General features: G+C 67.8%; 15 protein-coding genes. 8 read left to right on the top strand and 7 right to left on the bottom strand.

The window, feature by feature from the left end:
* Nucleotide 1 precedes the first annotated feature (1 nt).
* Both E1261_RS09180 and E1261_RS45885 read right to left on the bottom strand, forming a co-directional pair.
* Nucleotides 2-1,309 carry an NAD(P)/FAD-dependent oxidoreductase gene (locus tag E1261_RS09180; RefSeq protein WP_132404782.1) on the bottom strand — a complete coding sequence of 436 codons (1,308 nt, stop codon included), beginning with the start codon at nucleotides 1,307-1,309 and terminating at the stop codon, nucleotides 2-4.
* A 280-nt stretch (nucleotides 1,310-1,589) separates the two neighbouring features.
* The gene (locus tag E1261_RS45885; protein ID WP_132404780.1) at nucleotides 1,590-2,774 is read right to left on the bottom strand and encodes a bifunctional GNAT family N-acetyltransferase/class I SAM-dependent methyltransferase; all 1,185 of its coding nucleotides are present in this window, start codon (nucleotides 2,772-2,774) and stop codon (nucleotides 1,590-1,592) included.
* A gap of 108 nt (nucleotides 2,775-2,882) precedes the next feature.
* On the opposite strand from E1261_RS45885, the gene E1261_RS09170 reads away from it, so the two are divergent.
* The 4 genes from E1261_RS09170 (at nucleotide 2,883) to E1261_RS09155 (ending at nucleotide 6,416) form a co-directional block, all read left to right on the top strand.
* Complete coding sequence (locus E1261_RS09170) at nucleotides 2,883-3,611, top strand: DUF4118 domain-containing protein (RefSeq protein ID WP_132404778.1); 729 nt, start codon at nucleotides 2,883-2,885, stop codon at nucleotides 3,609-3,611.
* 93 nt (nucleotides 3,612-3,704) lie between these two features.
* Entirely contained in the window at nucleotides 3,705-4,181 is a 477-nt protein-coding gene (locus E1261_RS09165; RefSeq protein WP_132404776.1) for a hypothetical protein, read from the top strand.
* Between the two features lie 206 nt (nucleotides 4,182-4,387).
* Nucleotides 4,388-5,215, top strand: a complete 828-nt coding sequence (locus tag E1261_RS09160) for a Bax inhibitor-1/YccA family protein (RefSeq protein ID WP_132404774.1) — start codon at nucleotides 4,388-4,390, stop codon at nucleotides 5,213-5,215.
* A gap of 103 nt (nucleotides 5,216-5,318) precedes the next feature.
* Nucleotides 5,319-6,416 (top strand): VOC family protein, encoded by a 1,098-nt coding sequence (locus tag E1261_RS09155; RefSeq protein ID WP_132404772.1) that lies wholly within the window; start codon nucleotides 5,319-5,321, stop codon nucleotides 6,414-6,416.
* 69 nt (nucleotides 6,417-6,485) lie between these two features.
* Here E1261_RS09155 and E1261_RS09150 read toward each other — a convergent pair whose 3' ends face one another.
* From E1261_RS09150 to E1261_RS09140, 3 genes are all read right to left on the bottom strand, one after another.
* Complete coding sequence (locus E1261_RS09150; RefSeq protein WP_132404770.1) at nucleotides 6,486-6,716, bottom strand: DUF4287 domain-containing protein; 231 nt, start codon at nucleotides 6,714-6,716, stop codon at nucleotides 6,486-6,488.
* Between the two features lie 106 nt (nucleotides 6,717-6,822).
* Nucleotides 6,823-7,587: a beta-glucanase gene (gene bglS / locus E1261_RS09145; RefSeq protein ID WP_132404768.1), complete on the bottom strand. Its 765-nt coding sequence runs from the start codon at nucleotides 7,585-7,587 to the stop codon at nucleotides 6,823-6,825.
* A gap of 85 nt (nucleotides 7,588-7,672) precedes the next feature.
* Entirely contained in the window at nucleotides 7,673-8,710 is a 1,038-nt protein-coding gene (locus tag E1261_RS09140) for an SGNH/GDSL hydrolase family protein (RefSeq protein WP_132404766.1), read from the bottom strand.
* A gap of 77 nt (nucleotides 8,711-8,787) precedes the next feature.
* On the opposite strand from E1261_RS09140, the gene E1261_RS09135 reads away from it, so the two are divergent.
* Complete coding sequence (locus tag E1261_RS09135) at nucleotides 8,788-10,161, top strand: cystathionine beta-synthase (RefSeq protein WP_132404764.1); 1,374 nt, start codon at nucleotides 8,788-8,790, stop codon at nucleotides 10,159-10,161.
* 233 nt (nucleotides 10,162-10,394) lie between these two features.
* Here the strand turns inward: E1261_RS09135 and E1261_RS09130 are convergent, their stop codons facing one another.
* On the bottom strand, nucleotides 10,395-11,852 hold the full coding sequence (locus E1261_RS09130) for a flavin-containing monooxygenase (RefSeq protein ID WP_132404762.1): 1,458 nt from the start codon (nucleotides 11,850-11,852) through the stop codon (nucleotides 10,395-10,397).
* A 123-nt stretch (nucleotides 11,853-11,975) separates the two neighbouring features.
* On the opposite strand from E1261_RS09130, the gene E1261_RS09125 reads away from it, so the two are divergent.
* The 3 genes from E1261_RS09125 to E1261_RS09115 are packed head-to-tail and all read left to right on the top strand — an operon-like array spanning nucleotide 11,976 to nucleotide 16,899.
* Nucleotides 11,976-15,302: a S8 family peptidase gene (locus tag E1261_RS09125; RefSeq protein WP_132404760.1), complete on the top strand. Its 3,327-nt coding sequence runs from the start codon at nucleotides 11,976-11,978 to the stop codon at nucleotides 15,300-15,302.
* Nucleotides 15,299-15,904, top strand: coding sequence for an RNA polymerase sigma factor (locus E1261_RS09120; RefSeq protein WP_132404758.1), 606 nt, complete (start codon nucleotides 15,299-15,301; stop codon nucleotides 15,902-15,904). The genes E1261_RS09125 and E1261_RS09120 overlap by 4 nt, the downstream gene beginning before the upstream one ends.
* Nucleotides 15,901-16,899: a CU044_5270 family protein gene (locus E1261_RS09115; protein WP_132404756.1), complete on the top strand. Its 999-nt coding sequence runs from the start codon at nucleotides 15,901-15,903 to the stop codon at nucleotides 16,897-16,899. The genes E1261_RS09120 and E1261_RS09115 overlap by 4 nt, the downstream gene beginning before the upstream one ends.
* Here E1261_RS09115 and E1261_RS09110 read toward each other — a convergent pair whose 3' ends face one another.
* Complete coding sequence (locus E1261_RS09110) at nucleotides 16,900-18,120, bottom strand: lactate racemase domain-containing protein (RefSeq protein WP_132404754.1); 1,221 nt, start codon at nucleotides 18,118-18,120, stop codon at nucleotides 16,900-16,902. It abuts the gene before it with no gap.
* Nucleotides 18,121-18,165 lie beyond the last annotated feature (45 nt).

Below are 18,165 nucleotides of genomic sequence, written 5' to 3'. Positions count from 1 at the left end.
GTCAGGACTGGGTGGCGCGGCGGAACTCTTCGCGGGGGGCCTGGAGGGTACCGAGTGAGGTGACCTCGCGGCGGAAGAAGAGGGCCAGGGTCCAGTCGAGGATGACGCGGGCCTTGCGGTTGAAGGTGGGCACGCGGCTGACGTGGTAGCTGCGGTGCACGAACCAGGCCGGCCAGCCCTTGATCTTGATGCCGAACAGCTGGGCCACGCCCTTGTGCAGACCGAGGCTGGCGACCGAGCCGACGTACTTGTGCTCGTAGTCCTGCGGCGGTTTGCCGTCGACGGTGCGGAGGATGTTCGCGGCGATCCGGCCGGCTTGGCGAACCGCGTGCTGGGCGTTGGGTGCGCAGTACGCGCCGCTGTCCGACGTCAGGTCCGGTACGGCGGCGTTGTCACCGGCGGACCAGGCATCGGTGACGCCCTCGATCCGCAGGTTGGCGAGGCACTTGACCCGGCCCTTCTCGTCCAGCGGGAAGTCCGTGGCGGCCAGCGCCGGGTTCGCCTTCACACCGGCGGTCCAGACGATCGTGTCGGCGTCGAACTCCTCGCCGTCGCTCAGGACCACGCGACCCTTCTCGCAGGACTCCAGCCGGGTCTCCAGCTTGATGTCCATGTTCCGCTTGCGCAGCTGGTCGACCGTGTACTTGCCGAGGTCCGGGCCCACTTCGGGCAGGATCCGGTTGGTCGCTTCGACCAGGATCCAACGCATGTCCGCGGGCTCGATGTTGTCGTAGTACCGGGTCGCGTAGCGGGCCATGTCCTCGAGCTCCGCGAACGCCTCGACACCGGCGTACCCACCGCCGACGAAGACGAATGTCAGCGCTGACTTGCGCAGCGCGGGGTCGGGCTGGGAGCTCGCCACGTCCAGGCGGTCCAGCACCTTGTTGCGCAGCGCGATCGCCTCTTCGACGTTCTTGAACCCGGTCGCCTCTTCCGCGAGGCCGGGGATCGGCAGCGTGCGGGCGATCGAACCGAGCGCGACCACGACCTGGTCGTAGGCCAGCTCGTACTCCGGGCCCTCCTCGGGCATCACCTTCGCGACCTTGTGCGCATGGTCGATCCCGGTCACCCGGCCGGTCACCACCCGGCACCCCTTGAGCGTCTTACGCAACGGCACCACCACGTGCCGCGGCTCCACCGACCCGGCCGCTGCCTCCGGCAGGAACGGCTGGTAGGTCATCACCGACCGCGGGTCCACCACGGTCACCCGGATCTTGCCTTTCCTGGCCGCGCGACGCAGACCGTACGCGGTGTACATCCCGACGTAACCGCCTCCGACGACGAGGATGTGCGGCACCTGGGCTGTCATGCGGTTCACTCTCCCTGAGTGGTTGCTACGACTTCATGTCTACTTCAGGTTATCCGTTCGTGAAAACTTTCACAAACCCTCCAGGGAGTGATCTCACCCACCGGAATCCCTCGCTGGAGTGACCACCCACAGGCCTATCGTCACCCGGTTCCCGCCTCGCACCGAGCTATCCACCCACCCGTCACAGAACCGCAAGGCGTACAGAAGAACTGTTAGTAGGTGGGCCAGGCCGGCATCGGTGGGATAGATGAGCGTGCGGGCGGGCGGACCAGTTGACGTACTAACAGTCCTTCCGTACGGCGTTGAGGCGGTAGACCGAGATGTGGGAGGGGGAGTCGGCGGTGAAGGCGGTGCCGGACCAGTCGGCGTGGCGGGATTCGAGGGTGAAGCCGGCTAGTTGGGCCATCAGGTCTAGTTCGGCGGGCCAGATGTAGCGGTGTGGGGTGCGGGTGAGACGGGCCTCGGTGCTGTCGTCGGTGAAGCGGAAGTGGTGGGAGGTGACGTGCTGGTGGAGTACGTCGTAGGTGTCCAGGAGGATGTAGCCGGGGTCGGCGATGCCTACGGTGGCAGGGAGGCCGGGTGGTAGGCGGCGGAGTTCGGGGACCCAGAGTTCGATGACGAAGCGGCCGCCGGGGGTGAGGTGGCGGGCGGCGTTGCGGAAGCAGGCGACCTGTTCTTCCTGGGTGAGCAGGTTCGAGATCGTATTGAAGACCAGGTAGACGAGGGTGAACTCGCCGGGCACGCGGACGGCGGACATGTCGCCGATGGTGACCGGGATGGTCGCGTCGTCGGCCTTGGTGCGGAGCTGCTCGACCATCGGTGGGGAGAGCTCGATGCCGCTGACCGGTACGCCGCGGGCAGCCAGCGGTACGGCGACTCGCCCGGTCCCGATCGCGAGTTCCAGGGCTCGGCCGTCGCCGGCGAGTTCGGCCAGCCGCTCGGTCGTCGGGCCGAGGACGTCGTCGGAGAACATGCCGACGCCCGGGGTGTCGTAGGTCGTGGCGAGGTCGTTCGTCCAGATGTCGTGGCGCCAGCGGAGCTTGTCCTCGCGATCATCTTCGGCGTACTGCAGGAAGCCGAGGCGATCGTAGAGACGGCGGGCGTTCGGATTGTCGCGCTCGACCCCGAGATCGAGCGGTACGCCGCGGCCGGCCGCCTCCTGCTGCAGTTGGCGGATGATCGCCGTACCGATGCCGCGACCCTGCACCGACGGATGCAGCTGGATACCGCACAGCTCGACGGAACCTGGGTGCCGAGCGACGCGCAGACGGCCGATCGGGCGGCCGTCGAGCTCGATGACGCTGGTGCCGGCCGGATCCTCGGTCATCTGCTCGCGGGTCAGGTCGACGAATCCCTGGCGCCAGCTCGGTTCGTCGGCCTCCGGTGAGCGGCTGCGGGTCGCTTCGATGGCGACGTCCACCAGGAAGTCGACGTCGTCGAGGGTGGCCGGGCGAAGGGTGTGCATAGCTCAGCACGGTAGGGCGTGGCGACATCAGGCGGCCAGTGGATTTCAGCTGATAGACCTTTGTGAGAAGGGTTGTACGGCGGTGTGGTCGCGGGTGTCAATGGGAACGTGAATCGCAACCAGGTGCTCGTAATCGGGCTGGTGATCCCACCGGCGGTTTGTGGTCTGCTCGCGTTGCTGCGCGACAGCTTCGACAACGCGAACGCCGCGCTCGTGTTGGCCGTGGTGATCGTCGGGGTGGCCGCCTTCGGCTTCCGTTCGGCGGGTGTGCTCGCGGCGGTGTCGAGTGCGGCATGGTTCGACTTCTTCCTGACCGTTCCGTACAACACGTTCACCATCGACAGCCGCGACGACATCGAGACCACGATCCTGCTGGTGGTCATCGGTGTCGCCGTCAGCGAGATCGCGATCTGGGGCCGACGGCAACAAGCCCGCGCCTCCCGGCACCGCGGCTACCTGGACGGCGTGATCACGACCTCCCACGCAGTCGCGACCGGTGGATCCACGCAGGAGCTGATCGATCACGTCCGCGCCGAACTGACCGTCGTACTGGGCATCGACGGCGTGAAGTTCGTAGCCGGCGCCACCCGCACCTCGGCACCCCAACTGAACCCCGACGGCACGGTCACCCGCGGCGGCCACGTCCTCAAGGTCGAACGCGACGGCCTCCCCACGAACGCCGAGATCGAACTCCCCATCCAGCACGCCGGCCGAGTCCGAGGCCGCTTCCTCCTCACCGCCGCCACCCACATCGCCCGCCCCGACCTGCAACAACGCCAGGTAGCCGTAGCCCTGGCCGACCAAGTAGCCACCGCCCTCATCGCCCAACCCCACTGACCGGCCTGCGGGAGCACGACGTCTCGGGTGGCCGCCGGCAAGCGTCGTACCTGCCCATACCGGTACGACGCCCCGCCGTGCCATCATGCGCTCGTGAACGAGCAGGCATACGCCGTGCGGGTGGGGGAGTTGGCGACGGCTGTGGGGTATCCGTTGCCGTCGATCAGGTGGGTGGAGAACGCCGAGCTCTGGGCGGTATTGGGGCCTCAGGGGGTAGCTGCCCCGGTGCTGCAGCTGGATCGCCGGGTGTCGCAGTGGTGTGCGGCCTTGTTCGACCTCGTGGTTGCGGAAGGTCTGCAGAGAGCGGCGTTCGGCATGCACCGGCATCATCGGATCCTGCGGGTCGGCTACTTCTTCCTGGGCGCGGGCTCTGCTGTTGCCGTAGGACGGCTGTCGGGGTTGCCATTGGCTCCCGGCATAGCGGTGGCTCTCGCGGTGACCGTGCTGACAGTTCTGCTGATCTCGGCGACTATGCGCGCTGGCTGTACCGGCGGGTCGACCCCCGGTTGCGCGAGATTCTCGGCGCCGAGGCGATGCGCGAGGGGCTGGAGCACATGCGGCGGCCGATGAACGCCGCGAATGTCCTGCGGTGGCTGCGGGCGGGGGCCGGCGTGCTGCCCGCTGAGCGCTTGCGGTGGCTAAATGCATCGGTGTCCGATTGAAATTCGTGTCGTGGGTTTCGGTTGGGGAACGAGGGGTGGATTCTCAGATGTTGTTAAGGGTGGGAACGTAGTATTTCGACACGGCCCCGGATGTGGGTCACCAGGAGGAATGTCATGCAGAGCAGTAACCCGGTCCTGAACCGGTCGAGTGCGTTCGCGCCTGGCCATGGCCAGGCTTATCCGGGGGCCGCTCCGTACGGTCAGCAGCCCGGTCAGTACGGCGGACCGGGTGTGCCGCCCCAGCAGTACCAGGGTGCACCGGCCGGCAGCCGCCCCATGACGTTGGACGATGTCATCGTCAAGACTTCGATCACGCTGGGTGTGGTGGCCGCGGTCGGTGCCGTCGCGTGGAACATGGTGCCGGACAGGCTGGTGCTGCCGGCCTTCCTCGGTGGCGCGTTGCTGGCCTTCGCGCTCGCGATGGTGCTGTCGTTCTCGCGCAAGATCAACCCCGCGCTGGTGATGGTCTACGCGGCGCTCGAGGGTGTCTTCCTCGGCGTCGGTAGCAAGGTCATCGTCGCGTGGACCGGTGGTGACGCCGGCATCGTGGTGCAGGCGATCCTGGCCACGATGGTGACGGCCGGCCTGACGCTGGCGGCGTACAAGTACTTCGCGATCAAGGTGACACCGCGCTTCCAGAAGATGGTCATCCTGGCGACGATGGGCTTCGCCGGGGTGCTGCTGGTCAACTTCGTGCTCGGCCTGCTCGGGGTCAGCACGGGCATCAGCGGGATGGGCCCGATGGGTCTGCTGTTCGCCGCGCTCGGTGTCGGCCTGGCGGTCTTCAACCTGATCCTGGACTTCGACATGGTGGAGCAGGGCGTCCGCGCCGGCGCCCCGCAGAACGAAGCCTGGCGGGCGGCCTTCGGCCTGACCGTCACGCTGGTCTGGCTGTACTGGAACATGCTGCGCATCCTCGCCATCCTTCGCGGTGGCGACTAGTCAGCACGCATCATCTGACCCGAGGGGCCGACTCCATCAAGGAGTCGGCCCCTCGGCCGTTCTCCGGAAGGGGAACGTCCGGAATGGGTCCTAGGGTGAGGGCATGGATGAGCTGGGAGCATGGTTCGACACCCAGTCCTTGAGCGCTGGAGCCGCCTTGGTAGGGCGGCTGGCCAAGGCGGGGCCGTTGCCCGACATCGACCTGCGGCCGAGCGGCCTCCGGGTCCGACCGCCCGCCGGCGCAGACCTAGGGCTGACCTCCGACCCTGCTGCCCTGCAAGAGCTGCGGATCGTGTTCGACGCCGCGGACCCAGCCGCGGTCCAAGACTTCTGGGGTACGGCGTTCGGCTACCGCGCAACAGGTGCTGAGCGGCTCACAGACCCGCTGCACCGTGATCCGGACATCCTCGTCCAGCAGACCAACGACGTGCGCCCACTGCGGAACCGCTTCCACATCGACGTCGTACGGCCGGCCGCGGTCGTCGAGACCGTCAGGGGAGGCCGCGAGCCGTCCGGTGCCTGGGGTGTGATGCTGCCCGATCCCGAGGGCAATGAACTGGATCTCGTGCCCGGTGATCCGCTCGAGGCTGCGGACTGGCAGACGTTGTTCGCAGCAATGACTTTCTACCCGACAACGTCCGCGGCCCAGGCGGTTCAGTTGGTGACGACCGTTGCCCGGTTGGCCGATGCGGCCGGGATGCCGTTGGCCTTGGATCTTCGCTCCGGCGGCGTCGTCATCGACCACGGCAAGGACCAGTGGGAAGTGATCGGAGAAGCGTTCGTCGCGCTGGCGATCCGCATTCAGGACGCAGCGCACGAGCTCGGGCTCACCGCCAAAACCGACGGGCTTCGATTCGTGCAATTGGGGCTCGACGCGGCCGACGTACCGGCTGTGCAATCGTTCTGGACAACGGTTCTCGGGTACGCGCCCGATCCGCGGGTCGAGGTCGGCGAGATCTACGATCCCCGGCGGCTCAACCCAGGCTTCATCTTCCAGCAGCTGGACGCGAGCGAGACCGAACGACGTCAGCAGCGCAACCGGATCCGGCTCGAGCTCGGCGTCGCGCACGACCAATTACCGGCCCGGGTAGCGCAAGCGCTGGAGGCCGGTGGGGAGATCAAGAACGAACGACCGGGTCGTTGCTCACTCACCGATCCCGAAGGCAACGAACTCGACCTGATCGCCCGAAATCCCTTGTAGACAAGGAAGGACCCGCCCCTCCACCTGTAGGGGCAGGCCTTCCGAGGAACTTCTTCTCCTGTTCGGCTGTCAGCCCATTCGCCGGTGTGCTTTGACGAGGTCGTACTCATGGACGATGGCGGTTGCGTGCCCGTGCGCGAGTTCGTACTCGCTGGAGAGCCACCGCACTCTGTCGTCGAAGCGCAGGAACGACGGTCCGTCGTTCATCAGCTGAAACCACTCGGTCATACCGCGTCCGGTGCATCTGGGCACCTTCTCCACCAAACGCTGGTGCGTTTCCTCGGAGTGGTTCAAGCCCATCGTCGCCTCCCGTTATCGGGGTACCGCGTTGCTATCGACTGTGCACCACGAGGACGCCCGCAGGCAAGGCCTTCTTCATGTCTGTCTCATTTCAGCCCACATCGCTTCAGTACTTGGTGTATCGGGCCCAGTCGTAGGTGGCGGTCAGTCGGCCTGAGTAGTTGAACGGACCCAGCCAGCCATCGACACCGATGCCGGGCCACAGGTTCAGCATCATCCGCATCGGACGCGTCGGGAGCGCGCCGCGGGAGCCGTTCTCCTGGTGCACCAGTCGGCCGTCGACGAACCAGTTGATCGTGCCCTGGTTCCACCATTCGATCGCGTAGTTGTGATAGCCGGCCGCGGCATCGAAGCCGAGGTTGATGATCTTCTCGTGCCCGCCGGCGCCGTTGGTGAAGTAGTTGGTCTGCATCTGGGTCGTGTTCTTGCCGAGGATCTCGACGTCGATCTCGTCCCAGGGCTGGCCGTCGCTCGGGCCGGTGTAGGTGAAGAACGCCGTCACCGTGCCGGAGCCCTTGACCGCCTTCATCCGGGTCTCGAACCGGCCGTACGAGTAGTGGTCGTTGGTGCGGTACTCACCGGACGCGTAGGGCTTGCCCGAACAGCCGCCCGGACAGGACGCGTTGTCCAAGTTGAGGCCCATCACGCCGCCGCTGAACCAGACGTGGTCGGCACGCCAGCCGACGTTGAACATCGAGCCGTTGCTCCAGCCGTCCGCCTTGTGCCAGCGGCCGGTGTTGAAGCCGTCGAAGTTGTCGGTGAAGCTGCCGCCGATCGCGGTGGTGGCGGCCTGGCTGCCGGTGGGCGCCAGGACCCCGCCAACCAGGGTGAGTGCGGCTAGGGCGAGCAGGGCGGGGCGGAATCTGGTCATGCTGACCTCCGGAGCGGTGGGGCGGGCTCCGATCGTGTGTTTGGAAGCGCTCCCAGTCAACCGCCTGCCGGTTCCGGAACTTGATTCAGATGTTAATCAAAGACTCGGTCTCGGGCTCGGTCACGGTCTGCGGCTCCACCCGGTCGACCTCGGCCTTCGGGTGCCGGCGGCGGTGCCGCAGCGCGGCCCACCGGCCCCGCGGCCCGCGCTCGCGCCCGGCCACCTCGGTCGCGGCGACCTCGGTCCCGGCCGTCCGAGCAGCCTGTACGGCGGCCTCGGCGATCGGCAGGATCGCCTCGCCCCGGAACGACTCGGGGTGCACGAACGACTCCGGCCCGACCCCCATCGCGGCCGCCACGGAAGGCAGTAGCGCGGCGGAGGCAGCGGCGTACCCGATGGCGGAGGGGTGGAAGTTGTCCCGCCCCCACATCGTCGGATCGGACTTGAAGGCCGGTCCGAGCATCGAACCGAGGGAGACCGTCCGGCCGCCGGCCTCGACCACGGCGATGGTCTGCGCCGCGGCGAGCCGGAGGCTCCAGGCACGGGCGAACTGCCGTAGCGGTGGCACGAGCGGGCGCACCACGCCGAGATCCGGGCAGGTGCCGACGATGACCTCACAGTTCGCCGCGCGCAACCGTCGTACTGCCGCGGAGAGCAAACGGACCGAGAGCGACGGGGACATCTGGTCCTTCACGTCGTTCACCCCGATCAGGATGACCGCGACATGCGGGCCGGCCTGGAGCGCGGCATCGACCTGCTGGGCCAGATCGGTCGACTTGGCACCGGTCTTGGAGACGTCGACCAGCCGCACCGGGCGCTCGGCCAGGTCGGTGAGGCCCGAAGCAAGGATCACCCCGGGCGTCTCGTCCGGGGTGTCGGTGCCGTAACCGGCTGCGCTGGAGTCGCCGAGCATGGCGAACGTGATCGGTAGTCCTGGGTATCTGCCGTACAGACCGCTCCCCGGAGTGGGGTAGTACCGCATCGGTCCGATCACGCGCTTCACGTACTCGGCCTCCGCGGTCAGTACGCCGTACAACGTGGCACCGATGAGGCCGAGTCCCCCGCCCCCGAAGGCAGCGGCCTGGGCGAGCCTCTTGGCCGCCCTGGCTTTGCCTTTACTCATGGGTACAAGGATTACACGCTGTCACCCACAAGCAAGCGAAATAGGGGAAACGACACGACAATCACTACAGTGAAGCTGTGCGCTACGCAGAATCTCTCCTGGACCTCGTCGGCAACACCCCGCTCGTGAAGCTGGGCAAGACCACGGACGGGGCCACACCGCTGGTCCTGGCCAAGGTCGAGTACTTCAACCCGGGCGGCTCGGTCAAGGACCGGATCGCGGTCCGGATGATCGAGGCGGCGGAGGCCTCCGGCGAGCTCAAGCCGGGCGGCACGATCGTCGAACCGACCTCCGGGAACACGGGTGTCGGGCTCGCCATGGTCGCCCAGCAGAAGGGCTACAAGTGCGTCTTCGTCTGCCCGGACAAGGTCAGCGAGGACAAGCGCAACGTGCTCAAGGCGTACGGCGCCGAGGTCGTGGTGTGCCCGACCGCGGTCGCCCCCGAGCACCCGGACTCGTACTACAACGTCTCCGACCGCCTGGTCCGTGAGATCGAGGGCGCCTGGAAGCCGAACCAGTACGCCAACCAGAACAACCCGCGCTCGCACTACGAGACGACCGGTCCCGAGCTCTGGGAGCAGACCGAGGGGAAGATCACCCACTTCGTGGCGGGTGTCGGCACCGGCGGCACGATCACCGGCACCGGCAGGTACCTCAAGGAGGTCTCCGGCGGTCGCGTCCAGATCATCGGCGCGGACCCCGAGGGCTCGGTCTACTCCGGCGGTTCCGGCCGGCCGTACCTGGTCGAGGGCGTCGGTGAGGACTTCTGGCCGGAGACCTACGACCGGGACATCTGCGACCGGATCATCGAGGTCTCGGACGCGGACTCGTTCGCGCTGACCCGGCGGCTGGCGCGCGAAGAGGCAATGCTGGTCGGTGGCTCAGCGGGGATGGCGGCCGCGGCGGCCATCCGGCTCGCGCACGAGGTCAACGACCCCGAGGCCGTCATCGTCGTGCTGCTGCCCGACGGTGGCCGGGGCTACCTGACGAAGGTCTTCAACGACGACTGGCTCGCGCAGTACGGCTTCCTCTCGGCCGCCCGGCAGGGCACCACGCTCGGTGACGTGCTGGCCGGCAAGGACGGCAGCCTGCCGCCGCTGGTGCACACCCACCCGCACGAGACGATCGCCGAAGCAGTCGCGATCCTGCGCGAGTACGGCGTCTCCCAGATGCCGGTGGTCCGCGCGGAACCACCGGTGATGGCGGCCGAGGTCGCCGGCGCGGTGTCGGAGCGGACGCTGATGGACGCGTTGTACTCCGGCAAGGCGCGGCTGGCCGACATGGTCGAGCTGCACATGGACCCGGCGTTGCCGTCCCTGGGGGCCGGCGAGGCCGTCACGAAGGCGGTCGAGCTGCTCGAGGATCGGGACGCCCTGATGGTGCTGGACGACGGCAAGCCGGTGGGCGTACTGACCCGGCAGGACCTCTTGGTCCACTTGTCCGCCGACTGACCTCCCTGGTTTAGGGAGGCCTTGACTTAGCGGTCGACGACCGTTGGCACGATGGCGAGCAGGGCCATCACGATGATGCCGATGACGATGGCTGCTGCTCCCGCGATCTGAAGGATTTCCATACCTCAAGGTTCCTTCAGACCGCGGCTCCGGACATCGGCCACCGGCATGGTCTTGCCTTCATCCCAAGGTCGTACACGCGACCCTGAGTAGTCATCCTTCGGGAGTGCGGGTTACCCCTGTTTGACCAGCACGAAGTCCGCCGGATCGAGCTTTCGGGTACGGCGCCAGTAGGCGACCGTGAAGTCCGGCCAGATGCCCGAGTTCCGCCCGCTGCCGTCCAGGTACCAGCTGTTGCAACCGGCGTCCCAGACCGTGCCCTTGAGCTCGTCCTGGAGTCCGTCGACGAACTTCTGCTGCGCCTCCTCACGGACCTCGACGTACGTCGCTCCGCGGCGCCGGAGCAGGTCCAGCGCCTGCATCACGTAGCGGACCTGCGCCTCGATCATGAAGACCGCGGAGGAGTGGCCGGTCGACGTGTTCGGCCCGTGTAGCAGGAACAGGTTGGGGTAGCCGGCGACGGTGATGCCGAGATGGGCGCCGATTCCCTCGCGTTTCCAGTGCTCGCCGAGATCGGTGCCGTCCTTGCCGAGGATCGGCATCCGGGTCAGGTTCCCCATCACCGAGAATCCGGTGCCGAGCACGATCGTGTCGCAGGGCCGCTCGATCCCGTCGGCGGTGACGACGCTGGTCGGCGTGACCCGGGCGATCGGGGTGGTGACAAGGTCGACGTTGGATCGGTTGAAGGCCGGGTAGTAGTCGTTCGACACCATCACCCGCTTACAGCCGATCTGGTAGTCCGGGGTCAGCCGGGCACGCAGATCGGGGTCCTTGACCTGCTTGCGGAGGTGCTGTTTCGCCTGTACCTCAAGCATTTTCATCAACTTCGGGTTTGCCGCGAACCCGGCGCCGCGAGCCTCCAGGGCCCAGTAGATCGCATTCCGGATCAGTCGCTGTCCGGTCGGGAAGGCGGCGTGCAACCGCTGTTCCCGCGGTCCGATCTCACGGTCCGGCTTGGGCGTGATCCACGCCGCCGACCGCTGGTACACATCCAGCTGCTCGACCTGCGGCGCGATCTGCGGTACGTACTGGACCGCTGAGGCGCCGGTGCCGATCGCAGCCACGCGTCGGCCGGTGAGGTCGTGGCTGTGATCCCAGTGCGCCGAGTGGAACGCCGTACCGGCGAACGAGTCCAGGCCGGGGAGGTCGGGCATCCTCGGTTCGTGCAGGCCGCCGACGCCGGTCACCAGGGCCTGGGTCTCGATCGTCTCGGCACCGTTGATCGTCACGGTCCACCGGCCGGTCGCCTCGTCGAACGCCGCCTCGGTGACCTCCGCGCCGTACCGGATCTTGTCGGCGACGCCGTACTTGTCCGCGCAGAACTCGAGGTACTCGAGGATCTCGTGCCAGGGCGCGAACATCCTGGTCCAGCGCGGGTTCTGCTCGAAGGAGTACGAGTAGAGGTACGACGGGATGTCGCACGCGCAGCCGGGATACGTGTTGTCCCGCCAGGTGCCGCCGAGACGGTCGGCCTTCTCCAGGATGACGAAGTCCTCGCACCCGGCCTCCCGCAGCTTGATCCCCATACCCAAACCGGCGAACCCGGACCCGATGATCACGACCTCTGTCATAGGCCCCGAGGTTACCGGCGAGTCACCGTCCTGGGAACCGCGAGACGAGCCGGGGGTGGATCGGGCAAGAGAAGACGTGCGGCCCGTCTTGAGGAAAGAGCCGTCTTGAGGAGAGAGAGTCAGATGCGACGATCGACGCGAGCGATGTCCGCCACCGTCCTGGCTGCCCTGGGAATCGTGCTCGCGGTCCGGGCCGCAGCGGCCGACCCGCCGAACGTGACTGCGCCGGTCAGCGTTCCTGCGCAGGAGGTCGCGGGTGCGGTCACCCTGATCACGGGCGACAAGGTGATCGTCACGCCCGGAGCCGAGCCGCGGATCGAACGCGCCGCGGGCCGGGAAGCGGTGCCGATCCGCGTCAAGCGATCCGCCGGTCACCTGCAGGTGCTGCCGGCCGACGCGGTGGCGAGAATCGCCAACGGAACCCTGGACCCTCGGCTGTTCGACGTCACCATCCTGCTCGAGTCCGGGTACGGCGACGACAAGCGTCCGGAGCTGCCGTTGATCCTGCAGCACGGCCGGTCGTCGGCGCGCTCGGTGCCCAGCGGGTTCACCGTGGATCGTCAGCTGCCGGCCCTCGGCGCGACCGCGGTGCATCTTGCGAAGAGCACCAGCGCAGATTTCTGGAAGTCGCAGCACACGACCCTTCGTTCGGCCGCGGTGACCAAGGTGTGGCTCGACGGTGTGCGCCATCCGGTGCTCGACAACAGCGCGCGGCAGGTCAGTGCTCCTGCGGCCTGGCAACGCGGGATCACCGGTCAGGGTGTGCCGGTCGCTGTCCTGGACAGCGGCATCGACACCACCCACCCGGATCTCGGTGATGCGGTCATCGCGGCTCGTTCCTTCGTCGGCGATGAGCCGACGGACAACTACGGCCACGGTACCCACGTCGCCTCCATCGTGACGGGTGCGAGCAGCAAGTACCGCGGCATCGCCCCTGACGCGAAGTTGCTCAACGGCAAGGTCTGCGACGACGGAGGCTACTGTCCCGAGTCCGCGATGCTGGCCGGGATGGAGTGGGCCGCCGCCGAGCAGCGTGCCCGGGTGATCAACATGAGCGTGGGTGGCCCGGACGGACCAGGGGTGGACCTGGTCGAGCAGGCGGTGAACGACCTGACCAAGGCCTACGACACGCTGTTCGTGATCGCGGCCGGCAACAGCGGAGCCGGCGGCGACCGGACCGTGGAATCTCCGGGTAGTGCGGACGCCGCGCTCACCGTCGGTGCCGTCACCCGCGAGGACGCGCTGACGGAATTCAGCAGCCGCGGCCCCAGGATCGGCGACTCGGCGATGAAGCCCGACCTCACCGCGCCGGGCGATGGCATCGTGGCGGCGCAGGCGACCGGAACAGAGTCGGGCGAACCGGTCGAAGCGGGGTACGTCCGACTGTCCGGAACCTCGATGGCGACGCCGCACGTCGCTGGTGCCGCAGCGCTGCTCCGCCAGCAGCACCCGCAGTGGACCGCCGAACAGGTCAAGGCGACCTTGATGGGTACGGCGAAGATCGGGCCGGACACCGCATTCGCCTCGGGTGCCGGTCGGCTCGACGTGGCCGCTGCCATCGATGCCGGCGTCGCGGCCAGTCCTGCGTCGGTCAGCTTCGGCCTCGCCCAGTGGCCGCACGAGGACGACGAGGTGCTCGCGCGGACTGTCATCTACCGAAACTCCGGCGACCAGCCGGTCACGCTGCAGCTCGAACTGCAGACGCCGGGTTCGCAGGTGACGCCGTTCAGCCTCGCTGCCTCCGAGTTGACGGTCCCGGCGGGTGGCCAGGCGCAGGTCGAGGTGAAGGCTGACACCAAGGCCGCCGTACTGCCTGTGGGCTTGTACAGCGGCCGAATCGTCGCCACCGGCGGTGGTGCGCAGCTCAGCACACCCATCGGAGTCGAGAAGGAAGATGAGCGCTACGGAGTCAAGGTCACGTTGATCGGGCGGGACGGCAAAGCTCCGGAAGACGCGGTCACGTACTTCGACCGGCTGGGTGATTGCAGCGATGTGGAGACCTGCAGCCCCTACCTGGTCGGCGGGGCTGCCACCGAACTACGGGTGGCACCGGGCGACTATTCGATCGGGCACTTCAGCAGCACCGGTTCCGCGACGAGCCTTTTGGTTGAACCGACCTTCCGGGTCGCCGCGGACACAGCTCTGACGCTGGATGCCCGTATGGCGGGTGAGGTGACGATGTCGGTTCCGAACGCGGGCGCCCGCCTGGTGCAGGTCACTCTGGCGGTAGGTCGCGCTCTGCAGCGTCCGGGGGAGGCTCTGACGTATTCCGCCGCGGGGACCGCCGGGCAGTCACTCCATGTCGCCGCTGCGAAGCATGGCACCGCTCCGGCCGATGAGTTGGTCACCGTGGTTCAGGGACGATTCGCCGAACCTGGCCCGGCCGGCGATTTCACCGACACTCCCTACGAGTACAACCTCGGCCGTGCCTTCCCCGGGCAGGTCCCGTCCGGTGTGCGGCTGCGACCGAAAGCTGGTGACTTCGCGAAGGTGCTGGCCAGTTACGCCTCGGACGCCCCGGCCGGCGAGTTCCGCGAGGCCATCACCTCACACGGTGCGGTCCCGCCGGGTGGATCGGCACTGCTCGCGCTGGGCCCGGACACTGTCAAGGTTCGGTCGAGCAAGGTTCCGTTCGAGCGCACCGAGTACTTCCTGAGCATCGGAGTGGAGTGGCACCACCTCTTCGCTCAGCAGGGGAAACCGTTCCCGCTGGGACAGGCGCAGTACTTCGCGGCCAAGCCGGTGTCGTACCGGGCTGGGCACACGTACCGCTCCGATTGGCAGCGAGGCGTTCTGGGGCCGCGCCTGTCCACTGGGCCGATCAGCCCCAACGGCCTGGCGAGGGGCGCGCAGCGCCAGGGCGACAGGTTGATTCTCGGCCTGTCACTGCGCTCCGACAATGACCCCAATCACCTGACTGATCCGCGAACGCCGGCCGGATCCTTGCGGCTGACCCGCAACGGCGAGGTGATCTACGACAGACCACGGGCAGGATTCGTCGCTGTCGCCGTACCGGCTGAGACTTCTGAGTATGTGCTCCACAGCAGGGTCAAGGTTCCCGAGACCGCGGTGTCGACGGAGATCGACACCACCTGGACCTTCCGCTCCGGGCAGGTCGACGGCATCGCCGGGTTGCCGCTGATGACGGTGCAGTTCGCTCCGCGACTCGACGATCACAACGGGGCCCGGCCGGGACCGTTCCTGATCCCGGTCAGCGTGCAACGCCAGCCTGGCTCCGAACCTGCCACGGTGAAGTCGGTGGCCGTCGAGTTCTCCACCGACGGCGGGACGACCTGGCAGCCCGCTGGGATCACGCGGTCGTCGTCGGGATGGCTCGCCCGGGTCAGCAACCCGGCCACCGGCTCGGTGTCGCTTCGGTCGACCGCCGTCGACTCTCTCGGTGGGAAGGTCGAGCAGACCATCGCGAGCGCTTACCTGATGCGCCGATGACGACGGTCGAGGCTGCGGCCGGCCAAGGGCCGCCCGGAACGACGGCCGAGGAGGACGGGCGCGTCGTCGAGGACTCGGTGGCGGACGGTGAGCTGTTCACGCTGATCTTCGACCGGTACGGCGAGCAGGTGCACGCCTATCTCGCCCGTCGGGTCGGCCCGGACGTCGCCGAGGACCTGACGGCGGAGACCTTCTTCATCGCCTTCCGCCAGCGGTCCCGTTTCGACAGCCACGTCGGCGTGGTCCGGGCGTGGCTGTTCGGGATCGCGACGAATCTGCTGCGTCGTCATCGCCGGACCGAGACGCGCAGATGGCGAGCGATGGCGAAGCTGCCACCTCCGGAGATCTATGGAGAGCTCGAAGAGCGGGCCGCCACCCAACTGACCGCACAGGCCAGCCGCCCCCGGCTGGCGGCGGCCCTCGCCCGGCTGGCGCCCCGGGACCGCGAGGCGTTCCTACTGGTCGCCTTCGGCGATCTCACGTACGACGAAGCAGCCAAGGCACTGGGAATCGCGCACGGGACGGTGTGCTCGCGGATTGCCCGCGCGCGTCGCCGCATTCGCGAGTCCCTTGATCACACCGATCCGAGGAGTGTGCAGTGAACGAGTTCGACATGGTCCGTACGGCGTTTCCGCCGGAGCCGGACGGTCTGCGCCGGGACGTCGCCGCGACCACCAGGAACGAGTTGCAGGCAATGGGGCGGAAGGCAACGAACCGGCGCCGTCAGCCGATCGGCCGGGTCAAGGTGGGGCTCGCCCTCACCGCCTGCGGTGCGCTGGTCGCCCTCGGTCTGCTCGGGCTCCCGTTGCTGTCTTCCGGCGAGGGTGCGGCACAGCATCCTGGCGTCATCGGTGTGGTCCCTGACGGTCACACCGCGACGGCGGACCAGGTGCTGGTCTCCGCGGCTGTCCGGCAGGAGCAGCAGGCGACGCCGTCCGGCAAGTACTTCCGGACGCGCTGGCTTGAGACCATCCGTGCCACTCGCGTCGGGCGTCCCGCCTCCAACCTGGAGCGTCGACGGATCACCGAAACCTGGGTACCGGCACAAGCCGGCGCCGCTGCCTGGCTGGGTCTCGTCGACCTCGGCCTCCGGCCGGCCCGCCCGTCGCTCGACAAACTTCCACCGGACAACGGCGGGGACCCAGCGTTTCCCGAGGGGAGAAGTACGTCGTGGACCGTCGCGGAGATCAACGCGCTGCCTACCGACGTGGTGCAGCTCCGCACCCGCCTGTTGGCTGGTCTTGAGCAGCCGGCCGAGGCGGATCGCTACGTCTTCCAAGCGGCTGCCAGGCTGCTGTTCGAGACGCCGGCTTCTCCGCAACTCAGGGGCGCGGCGCTCCGGGTCCTGGCGGCCATCCCCGGCATCCAGATGCGGACCGGCGTCAGCGATCCGATCGGCCGCAAGGGGACCGAATTCGCCCTCAGCACCGCTGGCCCAGCGAACCAACCCGGCAGGGCCAGCATCATCATCGACACCAGCGCCGGCACCTTGCTGAGCTCAACCTATGACGCGAAGGTGAAGGCGTCGAGCAGCGTCCTGCTCGAGGCCGGCTGGACGGATCGTCTGCCGCAGAAACCCTCCACCGCTGTGCGCTGATCAGGCCAGCCGGTGCAGGACCTCGCCGGCGTTCGGTACGACGAGGGTGTCCGGATCGTCGGCGTACTTGGCCAGGTCGACGGTGGCGGGGTCGAGGTAGTTGAGGTTCGCGCGGCGGACTACGTGCTCGGGGATGCCGGTGGCCAGGGTTACCTGAACGCGGAGGTGTTCGCCGGTGGCCGGGTCCCAGGTGCCGGCGCCGCGGAGGTGGGTCGAGTGCGCCAGGACGCCCCAGTGGACGTCGCGGAACTTCTCCCACTGGCCGAGGAAGTAGTCGCGGCAGTGGTAGCCGATCTCCTCGATCTCGGGATGCATCGCGGCGATCTGGGTGACGTGCGGGGCGTACAGGATGACCTCGCCGCCGTCGGCGACCACCGGCTCGAGCTTGTAGAAACCCTTGGCCGCGGTCCAGATGTCGGCGTACTTCGTGGGCATCACGGACACGACCCGGCGTACCGGTCGGTCGAGGTAGGTCACGTGGGTCTGGGCGGAGACCTCGGCGGCCGCCTGCCAAGCCTCGATGGTGTTCCCGAAGGCGATGGCGTGCAGGGCGTCCGTGCCGGACTGGGCGACCACGGCGAGCGCGAGCTTCTCCGCCGGGATCAGCGCGGCCGCCTCGTTGATGAGGGCGCGCACCGGCGTGACACCGAGCGTGCCGATGATGCTGGCGCTGGTGATCAGGGCGCCGAGCCAGTGCGAGACGTCGATGACCTCCTGGCCGGCGACACCGGGGAAGAAGTACTTGTTCCCACCGGAGAAACCAACCACCTCATGCGGGAAGACCGGTCCGACAACGAGGGCAACGTCGTGCTCGACGACCGCCTTGTTGAGCCGGACCGGTACTTCGTCATTCAGCATTCCGCCGGAGATCTCGCGGACGCGCTCGGCGCTGATCGTGCCGAGGTCGACGAAGGTTTCCGGCTTCCACCACTCGTGATTGAGGACATCGTCGTACTCGGCGCCGAGGTGTTCGCGGAGCTCGTCGCGCGTCATCTCGGCATGGGTGCCGAGGGCAATCAAGATGGTGAGCTTGCTGACCCGGCCGGCCAGCGCCTGGTGAACCGCACGAATGAGTAGCGGCAGCGGGCAGCTCCGGGTCGCATCCGGAACGATCACGCAGACGCTGCGCCCCTCCAGCCCGGCACCGGCCAGGGCATCACCGATGAACGTCGTCACCTCGTCCTCGCCGAGGACCTGCCCTGCGCCGCCGATGATGCTCACGGCTCCGACCCTACCGTGCGGCTTCGCCGAGAACCCTTGGTGCAC

It is taken from the genome of Kribbella albertanoniae (assembly GCF_004348455.1).
Classification (GTDB): domain Bacteria; phylum Actinomycetota; class Actinomycetes; order Propionibacteriales; family Kribbellaceae; genus Kribbella; species Kribbella albertanoniae.
The sequence above is the reverse complement of the archived record's forward strand: the minus strand, read 5'-3'. Positions and strand labels throughout refer to the sequence as shown.

Bases quoted from the DNA above. Each gene is read 5' to 3' on its own strand.
- E1261_RS09180 (WP_132404782.1), bottom strand. From the start codon at position 1,309: ATGACAGCCCAGGTGCCGCACATCCTCGTCGTCGGAGGCGGTTACGTC.
- E1261_RS45885 (WP_132404780.1), bottom strand. From the start codon at position 2,774: ATGCACACCCTTCGCCCGGCCACCCTCGACGACGTCGACTTCCTGGTG.
- E1261_RS09160 (WP_132404774.1), top strand. From the start codon at position 4,388: ATGCAGAGCAGTAACCCGGTCCTGAACCGGTCGAGTGCGTTCGCGCCT.
- E1261_RS09155 (WP_132404772.1), top strand. From the start codon at position 5,319: ATGGATGAGCTGGGAGCATGGTTCGACACCCAGTCCTTGAGCGCTGGA.
- E1261_RS09150 (WP_132404770.1), bottom strand. From the start codon at position 6,716: ATGGGCTTGAACCACTCCGAGGAAACGCACCAGCGTTTGGTGGAGAAG.
- bglS (WP_132404768.1), bottom strand. From the start codon at position 7,587: ATGACCAGATTCCGCCCCGCCCTGCTCGCCCTAGCCGCACTCACCCTG.
- E1261_RS09140 (WP_132404766.1), bottom strand. From the start codon at position 8,710: ATGAGTAAAGGCAAAGCCAGGGCGGCCAAGAGGCTCGCCCAGGCCGCT.
- E1261_RS09130 (WP_132404762.1), bottom strand. From the start codon at position 11,852: ATGACAGAGGTCGTGATCATCGGGTCCGGGTTCGCCGGTTTGGGTATG.
- E1261_RS09125 (WP_132404760.1), top strand. From the start codon at position 11,976: ATGCGACGATCGACGCGAGCGATGTCCGCCACCGTCCTGGCTGCCCTG.
- E1261_RS09120 (WP_132404758.1), top strand. From the start codon at position 15,299: ATGACGACGGTCGAGGCTGCGGCCGGCCAAGGGCCGCCCGGAACGACG.